This is a genomic window from Streptomyces sp. NPDC007907, from assembly GCF_042959365.1.
Classification (GTDB): Bacteria; Actinomycetota; Actinomycetes; order Streptomycetales; family Streptomycetaceae; genus Streptomyces; species Streptomyces indiaensis.
On record NZ_JBIBKR010000003.1, the window covers coordinates 1,037,250 to 1,054,731 of the forward strand.

Annotated in this window: 16 protein-coding genes; 6 read left to right on the forward strand and 10 right to left on the reverse strand. The window is 70.6% G+C overall.

What is annotated here, in order from left to right; all coding sequences use genetic code 11:
• Positions 1–60 precede the first annotated feature (60 nt).
• The 3 genes from ACFZDI_RS16225 to ACFZDI_RS16235 form a co-directional block, all read right to left on the reverse strand.
• Positions 61–1,011, reverse strand: a complete 951-nt coding sequence (locus ACFZDI_RS16225) for an EamA family transporter (RefSeq protein ID WP_391251031.1) — start codon at positions 1,009–1,011, stop codon at positions 61–63.
• 227 nt (positions 1,012–1,238) lie between these two features.
• Positions 1,239–2,243, reverse strand: a complete 1,005-nt coding sequence (locus ACFZDI_RS16230; RefSeq protein ID WP_391251144.1) for an EamA family transporter — start codon at positions 2,241–2,243, stop codon at positions 1,239–1,241.
• A gap of 87 nt (positions 2,244–2,330) precedes the next feature.
• Entirely contained in the window at positions 2,331–2,879 is a 549-nt protein-coding gene (locus tag ACFZDI_RS16235) for a Clp protease N-terminal domain-containing protein (RefSeq protein ID WP_391251033.1), read from the reverse strand.
• A 221-nt stretch (positions 2,880–3,100) separates the two neighbouring features.
• On the opposite strand from ACFZDI_RS16235, the gene ACFZDI_RS16240 reads away from it, so the two are divergent.
• On the forward strand, positions 3,101–3,529 hold the full coding sequence (locus ACFZDI_RS16240) for an SRPBCC family protein (protein ID WP_391251035.1): 429 nt from the start codon (positions 3,101–3,103) through the stop codon (positions 3,527–3,529).
• Positions 3,530–3,589: 60 nt separating this feature from the next.
• On the opposite strand, the gene ACFZDI_RS16245 is transcribed toward ACFZDI_RS16240, so the two are convergent.
• Positions 3,590–4,225: a helix-turn-helix transcriptional regulator gene (locus ACFZDI_RS16245; protein ID WP_391251038.1), complete on the reverse strand. Its 636-nt coding sequence runs from the start codon at positions 4,223–4,225 to the stop codon at positions 3,590–3,592.
• A gap of 165 nt (positions 4,226–4,390) precedes the next feature.
• On the opposite strand from ACFZDI_RS16245, the gene ACFZDI_RS16250 reads away from it, so the two are divergent.
• The gene (locus ACFZDI_RS16250) at positions 4,391–5,209 is read left to right on the forward strand and encodes a PhzF family phenazine biosynthesis isomerase (protein ID WP_391251040.1); all 819 of its coding nucleotides are present in this window, start codon (positions 4,391–4,393) and stop codon (positions 5,207–5,209) included.
• Positions 5,210–5,299: 90 nt separating this feature from the next.
• Here the strand turns inward: ACFZDI_RS16250 and ACFZDI_RS16255 are convergent, their stop codons facing one another.
• Together ACFZDI_RS16255 and ACFZDI_RS16260 are read right to left on the reverse strand one after the other, a co-directional pair.
• Positions 5,300–6,100, reverse strand: coding sequence for a CPBP family intramembrane glutamic endopeptidase (locus ACFZDI_RS16255; protein WP_372486661.1), 801 nt, complete (start codon positions 6,098–6,100; stop codon positions 5,300–5,302).
• Positions 6,101–6,168: 68 nt separating this feature from the next.
• Positions 6,169–7,686: a glutamate-cysteine ligase family protein gene (locus tag ACFZDI_RS16260; protein WP_391251043.1), complete on the reverse strand. Its 1,518-nt coding sequence runs from the start codon at positions 7,684–7,686 to the stop codon at positions 6,169–6,171.
• 547 nt (positions 7,687–8,233) lie between these two features.
• Here ACFZDI_RS16260 and ACFZDI_RS16265 point away from each other — a divergent pair.
• From ACFZDI_RS16265 to ACFZDI_RS16275, 3 genes are all read left to right on the forward strand, one after another.
• Positions 8,234–8,818, forward strand: coding sequence for a hypothetical protein (locus tag ACFZDI_RS16265; protein ID WP_234850971.1), 585 nt, complete (start codon positions 8,234–8,236; stop codon positions 8,816–8,818).
• 433 nt (positions 8,819–9,251) lie between these two features.
• A complete protein-coding gene (locus ACFZDI_RS16270) occupies positions 9,252–9,455 on the forward strand; it encodes a DUF5999 family protein (protein ID WP_234850970.1) in 204 nt (67 codons plus the stop codon).
• 278 nt (positions 9,456–9,733) lie between these two features.
• Positions 9,734–10,759, forward strand: coding sequence for a substrate-binding domain-containing protein (locus tag ACFZDI_RS16275; RefSeq protein WP_391251046.1), 1,026 nt, complete (start codon positions 9,734–9,736; stop codon positions 10,757–10,759).
• A 48-nt stretch (positions 10,760–10,807) separates the two neighbouring features.
• On the opposite strand, the gene ACFZDI_RS16280 is transcribed toward ACFZDI_RS16275, so the two are convergent.
• From ACFZDI_RS16280 to ACFZDI_RS16295, 4 genes are all read right to left on the reverse strand, one after another.
• Positions 10,808–11,857 carry an endo-1,4-beta-xylanase gene (locus ACFZDI_RS16280; RefSeq protein WP_234849779.1) on the reverse strand — a complete coding sequence of 350 codons (1,050 nt, stop codon included), beginning with the start codon at positions 11,855–11,857 and terminating at the stop codon, positions 10,808–10,810.
• Positions 11,858–11,911: 54 nt separating this feature from the next.
• Positions 11,912–12,676 carry an ABC transporter permease subunit gene (locus tag ACFZDI_RS16285; RefSeq protein ID WP_391251146.1) on the reverse strand — a complete coding sequence of 255 codons (765 nt, stop codon included), beginning with the start codon at positions 12,674–12,676 and terminating at the stop codon, positions 11,912–11,914.
• 74 nt (positions 12,677–12,750) lie between these two features.
• The gene (locus ACFZDI_RS16290; protein ID WP_234849780.1) at positions 12,751–13,755 is read right to left on the reverse strand and encodes a carbohydrate ABC transporter permease; all 1,005 of its coding nucleotides are present in this window, start codon (positions 13,753–13,755) and stop codon (positions 12,751–12,753) included.
• Between the two features lie 6 nt (positions 13,756–13,761).
• The gene (locus ACFZDI_RS16295) at positions 13,762–15,054 is read right to left on the reverse strand and encodes an extracellular solute-binding protein (protein WP_391251148.1); all 1,293 of its coding nucleotides are present in this window, start codon (positions 15,052–15,054) and stop codon (positions 13,762–13,764) included.
• 423 nt (positions 15,055–15,477) lie between these two features.
• Between ACFZDI_RS16295 and ACFZDI_RS16300 the strand changes: the two genes are divergently transcribed.
• Positions 15,478–17,457, forward strand: a complete 1,980-nt coding sequence (locus tag ACFZDI_RS16300; protein ID WP_391251049.1) for an amino acid transporter — start codon at positions 15,478–15,480, stop codon at positions 17,455–17,457.
• Positions 17,458–17,482: the final 25 nt, after the last annotated feature.

The window sequence follows — 17,482 nt, forward strand, 5'->3', positions numbered from 1 at the left end:
GACACCACGCGTAGGCAGCGAGGCCCCGCCTTCAGCAGGCCCGGGGAGCGAGGCCCCGCCTCACCCGGCCGTGACCGGCTCCTCCGCGCGCCGCGCACCCCGCGCCTCCCCCACCGCGAGGCCCGTCACCGAGCCCAGCATCAGCAGGGTCCCGGCCAGGGTCGCCGTCGTGAGGTGCTCGCCGAGCAGGACGACGGCGAGCACCGCCGCGCTCACCGGTTCCAGCAGCATGATCACCGAGACGGTGGCGGACCGTACGACGGCCGCGCCCGCGAAGTAGAGGCCGTAGGCGAGGGCCGTGGGGACGGCCGCGACGTAGACGAGCAGCAGGACGAGCCGGCCGGGCTCCTCGGTGTGCGGCAGCAGCCCTTCCGCCAGGGCGAGCGGCAACAGGCACAGGCTCGTCACGGCGAAGGCCCCCGCGGTGGTCCCTGCGGCGTCGCCCTCGCCGTCGCGGCCCCACCGGCGGGTGAGGAGCGTCATCACGCAGTATCCGGCCGCGGACAGCAACGCGAGCAGCACTCCATCGGGGCGTACAGTCGTGCTTCCACCGCCGAGGGCGAGAACGGCGAGCCCGGCAAGGGCACCCAGGACGGCCACGACGCCGCCCCGCCCCAGACGCTCGGCCAGGGTCAGCCGGGCTCCGAGCGCGATGAGGACCGGCCCGGCGCCCAGGGTGACGACGGTGGCCACGGCGAGGCCGGTGGCGGAGACGGCGGCGAAGTACGCCGTCTGGAAGACGGCGAGTCCGAGCCCCGTGACTCCGGCCCGCAGCGCCCGGCGGCGGAGCGGCTCCCTCATGGGGCCCCGGGCGCGCGAGCGCAGCGGGCGGACGGCGAGCAGCAGCGCGAGGCCGGCGGCGCAGCGCCAGAAGGACAGGGCGACGGGCCCCATGTCACTGGCCCGGTAGACCAGCGAGGCGGCCGCGCCCGCGGTGCCCCAGGCGACACCGGCGACGATCAGACAGAGGAGGCCTCGCCCGGTGGGCAGGCCGGAGACGGTGTTCGACACGTGTTCTCTCCGCAGACGCGCACGACACGCCGCACGTGAGGAGCGGCGGACGGTGCGCGGAAGTTCGGGAAAGGTCCCGGATCGGTCGGGACGCGGGACCCGTGGACTTCGTCTGCGGGCAGCACCGTTCCTGCGCGGCGGCGCATCGCCGGGCGCGGTTTCCGGAGGGCCCGCCTCAGGCGGCCGGAGGCGGAAGAACGAGTGCGTTCGAAGGCATGATCGACACCTTAGGCGCTGGTCCCGCGCCGGGACAATTCCCTTTCGGGGCCGCCGCTCGCCACCGGCTGCGCGGACCCCTTCGAGGGCGTCGACGACTGCGCGATGAACGCGCCCACGAGCACGATCACCCCGCCCGCCATCTGCGGCGCCGAGAGGTGCTCACCGAGCAGGACCCAGGCCAGGACGGTGGCGATGACCGCCTCCAGACAGGCCACGACCCCCGCGACCTGTGGGGAGAGCCGGCGCACGGAGACGACGCCGGTGATGTAGGCGACGACCGTGGCGACCAGGACGATCCACGCCAGCAGCACGACGGCGGCGACGGGCCTGCCGTCCATGCTTGCGGTGCCCCCGAGCACCGACCAGTCCATGGTCCAGGGCCGGGCGACGACGGTCAGCACGGCCGCGCCGACCAGCAGCCCGTAGGCGATGACACCGAGCGGGTCGGGCGCCTCGTCCCCCGCGTCGCTGCCCTGGTCGGACAGGACGAAGTAGCCGACCTGGCAGCAGGCCGCGCCGAGCGCGAGCAGCAGCCCCAGCGCGTCGAACCCGAGGCCGGACCACACCTCCACGACACAGGCGAGTCCGCCGACCGCGAGCACGACACCGACGGCGGCGGCACGCGTCACGGGCCGCTTCTGCACGAACCGCACCCAGCCCAGCACCAGCGCGGGCGCCAGGTACTCGATGAGCAGCGCGACCCCGACGGGGATCCGGGAGAGCGCGGCGAAGTAGCAGGCCTGGACACCCGCGACGGCCAGCAGCCCGAATCCGGCGAGCAGCCCGGGGCGCCTTCGCAGCAGCGCGCGGTGCCGCACGGCGAGCGGCAGCATGACCAGGGCGGCCCCGGCCACGCGCAGCCACACCACGTGCAGCGGGTCCAGACCCGCCTCGATGAGCGGCTTCGCCGCGACACCGGATCCACCGAAGGCCACTGCGGACAGGAGGGCGAGTCCGAGCCCCACGCTCCCGCCGCGCCCGCTCACGCTGCTGTCAGAGGTACGCACCGGCACATGATGACAGGCCATGACAGGAGCGTCACCCCTTATGGCACCTGTCTCACTGCCTGGACGAGCTACGCCCCGCGGCGTACGGACAGTTCAGTGGGTGGCTTCGCCGCACTCCCGTGTGATGTCCGGCGGGCCGTCGAGCCGGGCGAGCACCTGACGCGGGTCGATGCCGGCCCGTTCGAGCACCTCGACCGCACGCGCCTGCGGGTCCGCGACGATCGCCGCGAGCAGGTCCGTGCCCCGGGCCGGTCCGCCGCGGACGGCGGCACGCTCGCAGGCCTCCTCCATACAGGCGGCGGCGAGCGGCGAGAACCCCGTCGCCTCGGTCACCACGGGGACGGCCCCGGAGTCCTCGACCCCGCTCTGCCAGCGCAGGCCGTATCCGATGCTGCGCTGGACGAGATACCCGAGCAGTCGCGCGATCTGCGGTCCCTCGGCGAGGACCGCGCGCGCCTCGGGGTCGGATTCCAGCAGCGAGTGGAGCAGGTGGGCGGTGTCGATCTGCCGGTCCCGGTCCCGGACGGCCCGGCGGCGGGCGCCGCCGACCACCGACGCCAACTCGTCACTGAGCCTGGCATCGTTGTCCACGCGCTGGATGCCGTGCTCATGGGCCGACTGCCAGGGGATGCGGGGTTGCACATCCCCTACCCCATCAGTCCCGCGCGGCCGGGACATCCTCGGGAGGAACCATCTTCGCGTCCCACAGAAAGTGGAGCCGACCGGCCGGTCTCCTCCTTGCGGAGGAGACCGGAAGGAGGGGGAGAAACCTCACCGCTTCCTGACGGTTCGTCAGTATTGAACATTGCGGCCGTCACGGCTACCTTCCGCGACACCCAGCCCGCGGACGGAGAGGTGGTCGCATGGCCGAAGTCAGCGCGGAGGCCCGCATCGGGGCGCCGGCCGAGAAGGTATGGGCGCGGCTCACCGACTGGTCCGCCTATGGCGAGTGGAGCACGACCCACACGAGCTTCCCGGCCGGCGGCCCGGAGCCCCTTGCGGTGGGCGCGACGTTCCAGGAGAACATGAGGCTCATGAATTTCCCGGCCGAAGTGGCCTGGACGGTCGAGGAACTGGAACCGGCACGCCTGCTCGCCATCCGCGGCAAGGGCCCGATGGCGGTGACCGTCGCGACGCGCTACACCCTCATCCCCGAGGGCGACGCCACAACGGTCCGCATCGACGGTGAGTTCACGGGCGCGACGGTGTCCCTGATGGCGGGCAAGCTCAAGAACTCGGCCACGGCGGCCCTGCACGAGTCACTGCGCAAGCTGAACGGGCTGGTGACCTGACACCCGGCATGCCGAAGCGCCCCCGGATCACTCCGGGGGCGCCCTTTCGTCCGGGACGGTTCAGTCCTCGTCGGCGAGGATCAGATACAGCTTCTTGCGAGCCTCGTTGATGACCCCGAGGGCCTTCTCCCGCTGCTCCTTGCTGCCGGTCTTCCAGACCTGCCCGAAGGCCTCCATCAGTCCGAAGCCGGCCTGGCGGATCTCGCCCAGGGCTTCCCAGTCGACCCCCCGGGAGGCCTCCTCCCAGGGAGCCTCGGGCCCCTCGTCGGCGGCCGCGCGGCCCGCCTCGGTGAGCGAGAACAGCTTCTTGCCGCCCTCGGACTCACTGATGATCAGACCCTCGTCCTCCAGCAACTGCAGGGTGGGGTACACCGAGCCGGGACTGGGCTTCCACGCCCCGCCGCTGCGCTCGGCGATCTCCTGGATCATCTCGTAGCCGTGCATCGGCCGGTCCTTGAGCAGAGCCAGGATCGAGGCCCGCACGTCGCCGCGCCGTGCCCTTCCCCTTGGCCCCCCGCGCCCTCGTCCGCCCCAGGGGCCCGGGCTGAAACCCGGACCGCCGGGTCCGCCCCAGCCGGGGCCACCCGGGCCACCCGGCCCGAAAGGACCGAAGGCCGCACGCAGCCCTTCGAAACCGCCCCGACCGCGGTGCGGGCCGCCGTGTCCATGTCCACGCTCATATCCGTGGGTACGCATCGCAACCACTCTCCATTCCATCGTTGATCTGTCGCGATGCTTCAACGATATATCGGTAACGCTCGCCTGGCAAGAAGCTCTCCGGGATTCCCGGCGGGCGGAACCGGGCCAGCGGATGCGAATTGGCCTTGGCCTGCTGCTTCGTGGGCGCCCTAGCGTCAGGGCATGCGGATCCGAATCGTCGACGCCTTCACCGATCGCCCCTTCTCCGGAAACCCGGCCGGGGTCCTGCTCCTGCCCGGCGCGGACGCCTTCCCGGACGACACCTGGCTGCAGAACGTGGCCCTGGAGGTCAACCACGCCGAGACGGCCTTCGCCCACCCGCTGCCCGAGGGCGCAGAGGCGGACTGGGCGCTGCGCTGGTTCACTCCCGCCGCCGAGGTCGCGATGTGCGGCCATGCCACTCTCGCCACCGCCCACGTCCTGCACACGACCGGCACCCACACCGGGCCGGTGCGGTTCGCCACCCGCAGCGGCGTCCTCGTCACCACACCCGCCGCGGACGGCTCGGTCACGATGGACTTCCCGACGGCCCCGCTCACCCGGATCGACCCGCCCGCGGGCCTCGCCGAGGCGCTGGGCACGCAGCTGCTCACGGTCCTCGACACCGGCCCGAACGTCGGCGACCTGCTCGTCGAGGTCGCCGACGAGAAGACCGTGCACGGCCTCACTCCCGACCTGAAGGCCCTCGCCGCCCACTCCGAGCGCGGCGTCATCGCCACGGCCCGCGCCGAGGACCCCGCACGGGGCTACGACTTCGTCTCGCGCTGCTTCTTCCCGAACGTGGGCATCGACGAGGACCCGGTGACCGGCAGCGCCCACACCGCGCTCGCCCCGTTCTGGTCCGAGCGCCTGGGCCGCCCCGGCCTCACCGGCCTCCAGGCCTCACGCCGCTCCGGCCGTGTCCGCACCGAACTGCGGGGCGACCGCACGCTGCTGACCGGCACGGCTGTCACCGTCATCGAGGGCGACCTGCTGACCTGAGACGAGTGCTCACCAGGGACGAGTGCTCATCAGAGACGAGAAGAAAAAGGGGGCGTACGAAGGTGTCGTACGCCCCCTGCGCTCACCGCCTCACGCCGTCGGCAGCCAGCCCACCTTGCCCGCCAGCAGCGCGTACCCGACGAACGCGCCGATGTCGAGCAGCGAGTGGGCCACCACGAGCGGGCCGACGCGCCCCCAGCGGCGGTAGAGGTAGACGAAGACGACGCCCATGACCATGTTCCCGACGAAGCCGCCGATGCCCTGGTACAGGTGGTACGACCCGCGCAGCACGGCACTGCCGGTCAGCGCCGCCGTCGGTGTCCACCCCAGCTGGCCCATGCGGCGCAGCAGGTAGCCGACGACGATCACTTCCTCCAGTACGGCGTTCTGGATCGCCGAGAGGATCAGCACCGGGTACTTCCACCACACCGCGGGCAGCGCCTCGGGCACCACGGTGAGGTTGAAGCCGAGGCCGCGGGCCGCCAGGTAGAAGGCGATGCCGGTGCTGCCGATGACCGCGGCGATCGCGGCACCGCGGCCGAGGTCGGGCCAGGGCCGGGTGCGGTCGAAACCGATCGTGCGCAGGCTCGTGCCCTCTCGGAGCAGGAAGTGCGCCACGAGGGCGACGGGAACCAGCGCCGTGGTGATCCCGAAGAGCTGCCAGGCGAGGTCGAGCCAGGGCCGACCGGGCGCGGCCGAGGCGTTCATCGTGGCCGCCTGGTCCTTGAGCCCGCCCGGCCTGGTGACCGATCCGATGAAGCTGATCAGCGCGGACAGGGCGCTCGCGCCCAGTGACAGCGCGAGGACCAGCAGCGTCTCCGTGCGGAGCATCCGCCGTGAGAGTCCCTGCTGGGGAATGGAACCGCCCACCGGGCTCGCCTCCGCCTGCACACCCGCCTCCACTTCACCGACCTGTCGGATCAGTATGGCGGCAGCGCGATGGCACTCCGGCGGCGGTGTCAGCCCAGCGACACCGGCTCGGGCAGTCCCACCGGCCAGCTGTGCACCGGCTCCCCCTTGTGCATCAGCTCGCGGTAACGCCGGGTCGTGGCGGCCAGCGCGTCCTCCCGGGAGAGGCCCGCGTCCAGTGCCTTGCGGAAGGTGGCGACCTGCCAGCTCGCCCCGTTCACGCGGCGCCGGCAGCGTTCCTCGATCACGCCGAGGTACAGGTCACGGTCGGCGGGTTCGACGCCCCAGGCGTCCAGTCCGGCCTCGGCGAGCGGCAGCAGTTCGTCGCGGATGAGGCTCACCGCGTCGACCTCGGCGGTGCCGCTGTACCGGCCGCGCCGGGGCCAGGTGAAGCGGGCGTCGATGCCGTCCTTGCACGCGGCGTCGAAGTTGGCGGCGGCCGACTCGAAGGACAGCCGGGACCACACCGGCCGGGACTCCTCGGCGAGCGCCCGGACGACGCCGTAGAAGAAGGCGGCGTTGGCGACGACGTCGAGGACCGTGGGGCCGGCCGGCAGGACGCGGTTCTCCACGCGCAGGTGCGGGACGCCGTCGGCGATGCCGTACACGGGGCGGTTCCAGCGGTAGATCGTGCCGTTGTGCAGGACGAGTTCGGCGAGGGAGGGCGTGCCGCCCTGGTCGAGGACCTTCAGCGGGTCCTCGTCGTCGCAGATCGGCAGCAGGGCCGGGTAGTAGCGCAGGTTCTCCTCGAAGAGGTCGTACGCCGAGGTGATCCAGCGCTCCCCGAACCAGGTGCGCGGCCGGACGCCCTGGGCCTGGAGCTCGGGCGGGCGGGTGTCGGTGGACTGCTGGAACAGCGGGGGCCGCGACTCGCGCCACAGCTCGCGCCCGAAGAGGAAGGGCGAATTGGCACCGACGGCGATCTGCGCGGCGGCGACCGCCTGGGCCGCGTTCCACACGTCGGCGAAGCGGGCCGGGGTGACCTGGAGGTGCAGTTGCACGGAGGTGCAGGCGGCCTCGGGAGCGATGGACTTCGAGGTGCAGCTCAGGTGCTCCACGCCGTCGATGTCGAGGGTGAACTCCTCGCCGCGGGCGGCCACGATCTGATCGTTGAGGAGGGTGTAGCGGTCGACGTCGGAGAGGTTCGACGACACCAGGTCGTCACGGTCGAGAGTCGGCAGAATACCGATCATCACAATGCCGGCGTCGACCTCACCCGCTTTTCGGTCGGCATATGCCAGCGACGTACGGAGTTCCTCTGCGAGCCGGTCGAATACCCGGCCCCCCAGGCGGTGGGGAGGGATGTTGACTTCCAGGTTGAACATGGCGAGCTCTGTTTGGAAATCGCGGCTCGCGATGCGCTCGAGGACTTGCCCGTTCAACATTTTCGGCATGCCGTCGGCACCGGCGAGATTCAATTCGATCTCCAGGCCCATGAGGTTCTTGGGCCGGTCGAACCGCTTCTCCGCCAGGAGTCGCTCCAAGCCCGTCAGACACTGGCGCAGCTTGTCGCGGTAGCGCTGGCGATCGGACAGGTCGAACCGGCCTGCCACGACCTTCTCCCCCATCGAAGCGTCCCTTCTCGGTGATGCGGGCCGGGATCCGGCTGTCTGGGTCCCGGTCAGGTGGAGGATGCCCAGCGAAAGCGATCGATAACGTCCCGGGCGGACCCGGCGGCCGCTACGCTGGTCACATGTGACCGGTGGCACATTCACTCGGCATGACGCACAGGACAGGTTTCGGGCCCGGGGAACTCGTGAAAAACGCCGACGAGAATGGGCCGACCGGTTCGCGGGCATTCACCGAGGTCACCGTCGTGCACCCCGGCCTGGAATCGGGATAATTCTCACGTATCGCCGACCGAATGTACCCTTGTTCTACTCACCGGAAACGGCTAGGCGAAACACAGTCTGAACCCATGTCGTATAAACTCCGCGAGCAAGGCAGAAGGTTGGCGCCCACGGTCGACGGGTCCTGCCGTCGTGGCGACGCGGACCCCACCCCCCCCCTCGCGTTTCCCTGACCCGGCCCCTGCCTCTCTGACCCTCGTGAGCTGACAGCGCCGTCCGCCCCCGCCCTCGCGCCACCGTGCCTTTGAATGAGAGGCGACCCACCATGCCGCTGCATGTCCCTCCGGCTCCCGCGCCCGCACTCCGTTCCGTCCTCACCGCACTCTCCTCTCCCACCGCGGTCCGCGAGGCCCGAACTCCCTCCCTGCTCGGCACCCAGGGACCCGCCACACCCGAGCTCCCGCTGCCCGTCCACGTCCTCGACCACGTGACGGCGGAGGGCGTGTCCGCGACCCGGCTGGCCGGGTGGCGCTTCCTGATCCGCTGCGGCGACCACGCCGTGGCCGCGGCGGACACCATGCTCACTCCCGACGGCTGGGCCTTCTCCCACTTCTTCGAAGGCCCGTACATCACCTCCACCGAACGCGCCCTGCGCCAGGCCGAGGCGATGCCGCAGCCGTACCAGCCCCGTCTGCTGTCGGTGCCCGGCCTGTACATGCTGACGCTCTGGCTGCACGAGGACTGCGCCGCGGACGGCTCCGAGGGCCACCCCGCCGCCACCGATCTGCTCGTCCCACTGGCGCCGGCACCCCCCGGCATCGCGGCGCACCGTCCGCACCGCGTCGCCGAACTCCTTCCGGTCCTGACCCACCGCGCGGCCCCCATCAGACTGCTCGGGTCTCCCGCCTGACGCACCGCACACCTCCGCGGACCCCGTCGCCGAATTCCGGCGGCGGGGTCGCGCATATGCGCCCGATCACCCGCCGACCGCTCGCACGATCGCTTTATCGCTCATCCGATCGCTCGTACGAGCGTCCAATGGCTCCTACGAGCCGGAATTGCCGTCGACCCGAGCGGACTAGCCCTATCCGGCCACTGCGAACCACCCGAAGGGACAGCCCAGTTGGGATGAACCGTCCGCGCGGGTGACGCGTCATGAACCTGTGAGAAGCGGTGCCGCGAAATCCCTGCGGATTGACGCCCGTGGGGCAACACTGGGTTCCGACGATTTATCACAACGGGGGGCGGCCGTGAACGACACTTCTAGCCGCGGAACAGACACGACAACCCACTCGAACAACGCAGTCTCATCGTCCGTCTCGACACAGCGAAAGATCCCACCCATGTGCCAGCACCAGCCCCAGTGCCCCTCAGCAGACTCCGCAGACCGGGAATCCGCCCGTCTCGTGGCGCACCACCCGGAGCAGGGATGGAGCCTGCTGTGCAACGGCGTGGTGCTCTTCGAGGACACCGGCGAACTGCTTCCGGACGGCCGGGCCATCGCCCCGCACCGCCCGCTGGCAGGCCAGGTGATGACGGCCGCCTGAGGCCGCTCGGCGGGGCGCCGCCCCGCCGGAGAACATGAGGGGCCGGCCGCGGGACACCCTGCGAACCGGCCCCGACGCATATCCGACGGCCGTCACTGAACGTCACCACTCGCGACGTCCCGTTCGTGCCCCGAACGCCACCCCCTCGATGTCTCCTCCGTGCCCGGCACCTCACCCCCCGGCGATGCTCCGCTCGCAGCCCGCACGCCTTCCCACGGATGCCCGTTTTCCGGAAGACTCCTGGAAGTTTCGCGGTCACCGTCGACGGAGGTGGGGCTGTGGGAGCAGAGGGGGCCGGCACCGGGGGCAGGGTCACGATCTCGGAGATCGCCCGGCAGGCCGGCGTGTCCGTACCGACCGTGTCCCGGGTCGTCAACGGCCGGTCCGACGTGTCACCGCGGACCCGGGCCCGAGTCGAGGACCTGCTGCGCCTGCACGGCTACCGCAGGCGTCCCGCCGCCCCGGGCACCCGCGCCGCCCTGCTCGACCTGGTCTTCAACGACCTCGGCAGTCCCTGGGCCGTGGAGATCGTCCGCGGGGTCGAGGAGGCCGCGCACGCCGCCGGGGCCGGCACGGTCGTGTCGGCCATCCACGGGCGTTCCGGCGACGCCCGCGAGTGGATGCGCAACCTCAGGTCCCGCGCCTCCGACGGCGTCATCCTCGTGACGTCCGCCCTGGACCCGACGCTCCACGAGGAAATGCGCATCCTCGGTGTGCCCCTGGTGATCGTCGACCCGGCGGGCTCCCCCGCCCTCGACGCCCCCACGATCGGCGCCGCCAACTGGTCGGGGGGCGTGACGGCCACCGCACACCTGCTGTCCCTCGGCCACCGCCGCATCGGCCTGATCGCCGGACCCCCACGCCTGCTCTGCTCCCGGGCCCGCCTGGACGGATACCGCGCGGCCCTGGAAGGTGCCGGCATCCCGCTGGACGCCTCCCTCGTCGTCCCCGGCGACTTCCGCCCCGCGTCCGGTTTCAGCGCCTGCAACACCCTGCTCGACCTGCCCGAGCCGCCCACCGCGCTGTTCGCGGCGAGCGACCGGATGGCCCTCGGCGCGATCGAGGCGCTGCGCCGCCGCGCTCTTCGGGTGCCACAGGACATGAGCGTGGTCGGCTTCGACGACCTGCCCGAGGTCCGCTGGTCGGCACCGCCCCTGACGACGGTCCGCCAGCCCCTGGCGGACATGGGCGGACTGGCCGTGCGGACGGTGCTCGGCCTGGCCCGCGGCGAGCAGCCGGACGCGCCGCGCGTCGAGCTGGGCACCGACCTCGTGGTCCGGGCGAGCACCGCGCCTCCGGCCTGAGGACCGGCGCCCCGCCACCCCCTGTCCGGCGGGGCGCCGCCCGCCCCGCTACCGCCCCCCGAGCGCCTCGCGCAGCGCGCCGTACGCGGGCTTCGGACGCAGGTCCTCGTCCCAGGGCAGGGCCGCGCCCTCACCCGGGAAGAACGCCGGGATCCACGAGTACTTGTCGGTGTAGTCCCAGAGGGTGATGCCCACGCACCGGCGGACCGCCAGGCACGCCTCGGTCACGTCGGCGTACCACTCCGCCTGCCGGTTCAGCTTCTCCTCGGTCGCGGGCAGCTGCATCCGTATGTCGACCTCGGTGAGGGCGGTGTCCAGTCCGAGCCGGGAGAAGCGGCGGAGGTTGTCCTCCAGGGTGGTGGGATAGCCGTACTGCAGGGCCAGATGGGCCTGGAGGCCGATGCCGTGCAGCGGGACACCCGCCGCCTTGAGCTCCTTGGCCAGCCGGAGGTAGGCGTCGCTCTTCGGGCCGATGCCCTCGATGTTGTAGTCGTTGAGGTAGAGCCTGACGCGCGGATCGGCCTGGTGTGCCCAGCGCAGGGCGTCGGCGATGTAGCCGGGCCCCAGCGTCTTGTAGAAGACCGACTCCCGGTAGGTACCGTCCTCGTTGAACGCCTCGTTGACGACGTCCCAGGCGAACACCTTGCCCCGGTAGTGCCGTACCTCGGTCTGGATGTGCTTCTTCAGCGCGGCCCTCAGCTCAGGAGCCGTCCACTCCCTGCTCGTGATCCACTCGGGCAGCTGGCTGTGCCAGACCAGGGTGTGGCCGCGCACCTTCTGCCGGTCGGCCCGGGCGAGGTTCACGATCTCGTCGCCCGCGGAGAAGTCGAACACCCCCTGCTGCGGCTCGGTCGCGTACCACTTCATGCCGTTGCCGGGTGTGATCTGGTCGAACTCGCTGCCGAGCAGGGCCGTGTACGGCCCGTCCACGAGCTCGGGATTGTCGGTGGCGCTGCCGAAGTAGCGGCCGTGGCGCTGGGCGAGGTCGGCGAGGGTGGGCGGCTGGTGATGCGCCTGGGCGGGCGTGCCGGCGCCGATGCCGGCGGCGACCAGGAGCGCGGCGACGGCGCCGGCGAGTCTGAGGCGGGTGGTGCGCATGGTGCGACTCCTCACGAGGGTGGGTGGGTAGAGCCGTACGTTCCGTGGCGCGTGTCAGCCCTTGGTGGCCCCGGCGGTGAGGCCTCCGACCAGCTGGCGCTCGGCGACCGAGTAGAAGGCGAGGGCGGGCAGCATGGCCAGCACCAGATAGGCGAAGACCTTGGCGTACTCCGCGGAGTACTGCCCCTGGAATTGCTGGACGCCGATCGGCAGCGTCCACCACTGCGCGTCGGTGAACACCAGCAGCGGCAGGAAGAAGTTGTTCCAGCTGGTGACGACGGCCAGGACGGAGACGGTCCCGAGCGCGGGCCGGGCCATGGGCAGCAGCACCCGCCAGAAGAAGCCGAACGGACTGCACCCGTCGAGCGTGGCCGCCTCCTCCAGCTCCCCGGGGATCTGCCGGAAGAAGCCCCGCAGGATGATGATCGTCATCGGCAGTCCGAAGGCGGCCTGCGGGAGGATCACGCCGAGCGGGTTGTCCAGCAGGTCCAGCGAGCGCAGCAGCAGGAACAGGGGCAGGGCGGCCACCGCGAACGGGAACATCAGCCCCATGGTGAACAGCGTGAACAGCACTTCCCGGCCGCGGAAGGCGAACCGCGCGAAGGAAAACGCCGACAGGGCCGAGACCGCGACGACCAGGACGGTCGTGCCGATCGCGATCAGCGTGCTGTTGCCGATCAGCCGCCAGAAGTCCCCCGAGCCGAGGATCCCGGTGTAGTTGGAGGTCACCCAGGACTCGGGAAGTCCGACCGGGTTGCGCGAGAGTTCGTCGGTGGACTTGAAACCGGAGAGCGCGGCGTACAGCAGGGGAACGGCCATGACCGCCCCGACGACGACCAGGACGAGGTGCAGGCTCCAAGTCCTGCCCGGGGCACGGTTCTTCTGACCGGTTGTCACTTTCCGTCACCCCGCATGGTCGTGGTGGCCCCTTCCAGGTCGCGTCGGAGGACGAACCGCTGGTAGGCGAGGGCGAAGACGAGGCTGATGCCGAACATGACCACGCTGATCGCGCTGGCGTAGCCGACCTGGTAGCGCTTGAAGCCGTACTGGAACATGGTCACGGCCATCGTCTCGGAGTGGTGGTCGGGGCCGCCCGCGGTGGTCACCCACACCAGGTCGAAGAGCTGGATCGACCCGATGACCGCGAGGAACACGCTGATGCGCAGGGTGGGCGCGAGCAGCGGCAGCGTGACGTTGCGGAACCGCTGCCAGGCACTCGCCCCGTCGATGAGCGCCGCCTCGGTCAGTTCCCTGGGGACGGCCTGGAGCCCGGCCAGGTACAGCATCATGTGGAAGCCGAAGTACTTCCAGGTCATGACCAGGAAGACGGTCGCCATCACGGTGGAGGGATCCGCGAACCACTCCCCGCCCAGCCCGTCCAGGCCGATCCGGCCGAGGACCTGGTCGGCGAAGCCGTCGTCCGGGGCGAAGATCATGCCGAAGAGGATGCCGGTGATGGCCTCGGACAGCACGTACGGGGCGAAGAACAGCATCCGGTACACCGCCCGGCCGCGCATCCGCTGGTTGAGCAGGACGGCCATGGCGAGGGCGAACGGCAGCTGGACCGCCAGCGACAGCACCACCAGGACCAGGCAGCGCCACAGGTCGCCGAGGAAGACGGCGTCCTGGAAGAGCCGGGTGAAGTTCTCGCCGCCGATGTAGTCGGAGGGCATGCCGAAGCCGCCCCAGCGGAAGAACGCGGCGTACAGGGCGAACAGCATCGGCAGCAGCACGAGCCCCAGGAACAGGACCAGGGCCGGGAGTTGGAAGCCGGCCGCGGTGAGCCAGTGCAGGGTGCGGCGCCGGGCCCGCCCCGTCGGCCGGTCCGCGGCCGGGGACGGGGACGGGGAACCGGCGCCGGGGCCGGTCCGTTCGTCCGGCAGGAACGTGGAGGTCATCGCCGGCTACTGCTCTTCCTTCGCGGTCTTCGTGATCGACTGGGCGACCTGCCCGGGCGACTTGGAGCCGGCGATGAGCGCGGCCACGCTGTCGTTGACCTCCTGGCCGACGGCGGGCGCGTACGCCTGGTCGAGGTAGAGCTGGAAGCCGGTGGCGGCCTTCAGCTGGGCCTGCGCGGCCTTGATGTTGGGGTCGGCGATGGCGCTCTCGGCCGCCGGGACCACGGGCAGGACCCCGGTCTTCTTGACCAGTTCCAGGTCGGTGGCCTCGGACGCGAAGAACTTGAGGAAGTCGACGGCCTCCTGCGGGGCTCCCCGGCGCAGTGCGTGCCCGCCGCCCCCGCCGAACACCTCGGTGATGGCCCCCTTGCCGCCCTCGACCGCGGGGAACGGGAAGAAGCCGAGGTCCTTGCCCAGTCCCTTGCCCGCGTCGGCCTGGACCGTGGGCGCCCACTGCCCCATGAGCTCCATGGCCGCCTTGCCGTTGCCGACGGCGGCGGCCTGGCCGGTGGGCGACGAGTAGGCGGCGCCGAGGAAGCCCTTCTGGAACGGCTGGAGGGCGACGAGTTCCTTCAGGTGCTCACCGGCGTCCATGAAGGGGGCGCCGGTGAAGTCCTTGTCCTCGTAGGCCTTCTGCAACGCGTCGGCCCCGGCGGTACGCATCGCCAGGTAGGCCCAGTAGTACATGCCGGGCCACTTCTCCTTGCCGGCCAGGGCCAGCGGCGTGACCTTGGCGGTCTTCAGCCTGCGTACGGCGTCGAGGAAGCCGTCCCAGGTGGTCGGCGGCTCGGCGATGCCGGCCTTCTCGAAGAGCGCCTTGTTGTACCAGAAGCCGATCATGCCGATGTCGAACGGGACGCCGTATGCCTGGTCGTCGAACAGGTACGGCTCCCTGGCGACCGGCAGCAGGGCGTCTCCCCAGGGTTTGGTCCGGTCCGTGAGGTTCTCGACGAGCCCGGCGTCGACCTGCTGCTTCAGCACGCCGCCGCCCCAGGTGTGGAAGATGTCGGGCAGCTTCCCGGAGGCGGTCAGGGCCGTCATCTTCGACTTGTAGGCGTCGTTCTCCAGCTGGACGATCTTTATCTTGACCTTGGGGTTCTGCGCCTCGAACTTCCGCGCGAGAGCGGCCCAGACGGTCTTGGCCGGCTCGGTGGTGGAGATGTTCCACCATTCGACCGTGGTCGTCCCGGACGACCCTCCGCCCGAGTCCCCGCCGCATGCGGTCAGTGCCGTCGTCGCCAGACCGGCCGCGGCGGAGGCCGCCAGGAAGCCGCGGCGGGACAGTGCCGGGTCGCCCATCATGCCCTCCTCGAAAGTTTCGATAGATATCCAGAAAGCTTCGCTGCTGCCGCACCCTAGAGACAGCGGCCAAACGGTGGCAACCCCTTGAACAAGGGGAATCTCTTACCAAGATGAAGAGAGGGAGAAAGTACGAAACATTCGAGTTCTCAAACGAACGTTACGCGTGGGCGACCCTGGTGATCACACAGGGTGTCCGTCTGCGAGCCCCGGATCCGTACCGCCACTGCACGGGGAGAACCGGCCTCGCCCGCTCTCAGCTCGGGTCTTCGGTTCTGCGGCCGCTCGCGCCGCCAGTCTTAACGGAAGCTTGACGCGCTCCGCCCCTTCATTCGAAGGCCACGGCATCACGCTCCGCTTACGCTGATCGTGCCGTCCAGTGATGGCCGGAACCACGCTGAGCCGCACCTCTGGAGCACGTCGATGGCCACCACCGACCACCCCGCACCGGGCCGTCCACCGTCTTCACCACCCAGCCGTCTGCGCGCCTGGATGCTGGAGGGTCTGGCGGACATGGGCAAGGGCGGCGGCCACACCGGGCCCCACGCCGACCCGGAGCCTCCGCACCGGGGGCAGCGCTGGTGGCGGGTGATGTGCCTGACCGGCGTCGACTACTTCTCGACCCTCGGCTACCAGCCGGGCATCGCGGCCCTCGCCGCCGGGCTGCTGTCACCGATCGCGACCCTCGTCCTGGTCGTCGTCACGCTGGCCGGCGCCCTGCCCGTCTACCGCCGCGTGGCCGAGGAGAGCCCGCACGGTGAGGGCTCGATCGCGATGCTGGAGCGGCTACTGTCCTTCTGGCAGGGCAAGTTGTTCGTGCTGACCCTGCTGGGCTTCGCCGCCACCGACTTCCTCATCACCATCACCCTGTCGGCCGCCGACGCCTCCACCCACCTGGTGGAGAACCCGCACCTGACGGGTGTCCTGCACGACAAGCAGATGCTGATCACGCTGGTCCTGGTGGCCCTGCTGGGCGCGGTGTTCCTCAAGGGCTTCCTGGAGGCGATCGGCGTCGCCGTCGCCCTCGTCGGCGCCTACCTCGCGCTGAACGCGGTCGTGGTGGTCGTCGGTCTCTACCACGTCATCACGGCGGGTCACGTGATCACCGACTGGTCGAGCGCCCTCACCGCTCAGCACGGCAACGTCTTCGTCATGATCGGCGTCGCCCTGCTCGTCTTCCCGAAACTGGCCCTCGGCCTCTCCGGATTCGAGACGGGCGTCGCCGTGATGCCGCACGTCAAGGGCGATCCGCACGACACGGAGGAACGCCCGGCCGGGCGCATCCGCGACACGAAGAAGCTGCTCACCACGGCCGCCCTGATCATGAGCGTCTTCCTGATCACCACCAGCTTCATCACCACCCTCCTCATCCCGGAGAAGCAGTTCGAGCCGGGCGGCCAGGCCAACGGCCGAGCGCTCGCGTACCTGGCGCACGACTACCTGGGCAACACCTTCGGCACCGTCTACGACATCTCGACGATCGCCATCCTCTGGTTCGCCGGTGCCTCCGCGATGGCCGGCCTGCTCAACCTGATGCCGCGCTACCTGCCCCGCTACGGCATGGCCCCGCACTGGGCCCGGGCGGTGCGGCCCATGGTCGTCGTCTTCACCCTGATCGCCTTCCTGGTCACCTGGATCTTCGACGCCGACGTCGACGCCCAGGGCGGGGCCTACGCCACGGGTGTCCTGGTCCTCATCAGCTCGGCCGCGATCGCCGTGACCATCGCCGCCCGCAAGGCCCGGCAGCGGAACTGGACGATCGCCTTCGCGCTGATCTCCGCGGTGTTCCTCTACACGACCGTGCTCAACGTCATCGAACGCCCGGACGGTGTGAAGATCGGCGCCTGCTTCATCGCCGGCATCATCCTGGTCTCCCTGCTGTCACGGCTGGCCCGGGCGTTCGAGCTGCGCGTGACCAGCGTGACGCTGGACGACATGGCGGAGCGTTTCGTGCGGGACACGGCCAGCCGCCGGATGCGGTTCATCGCCAACGAGCCGGACCGCCGCGACATCGCCGAGTACCGCGACAAGATCGAGCAGATCCGGCACGACAACGACCTGCCCAGCCAGGAGGATTTCGTTTTCGTCGAGGTGACGGTGACCGATCCCTCCGAGTTCGAGGCGGGCCTGACCGTACGCGGCGAGGTGCTGCACGGCCGTTACCGGGTCCTGACCCTGGAATCGTCCTCCATCCCGAACGCCCTGGCCGCGCTTCTGCTGCACGTCCGCGATTCCACCGGCTGCACCCCGCACATCTACTTCGAGTGGACCGAGGGCGGGCCCTTCGCCAACTTCCTGCGCTTCTTCCTGTTCGGGCAGGGCGAGGTCGCCCCGGTCACCCGCGAGGTCCTGCGCGAGGCGGAACCGGACCGCATGCGGCGGCCGAGGGTGCACGTGGGGTGAGGCGCGTCCCGCACCCCCTATCGTG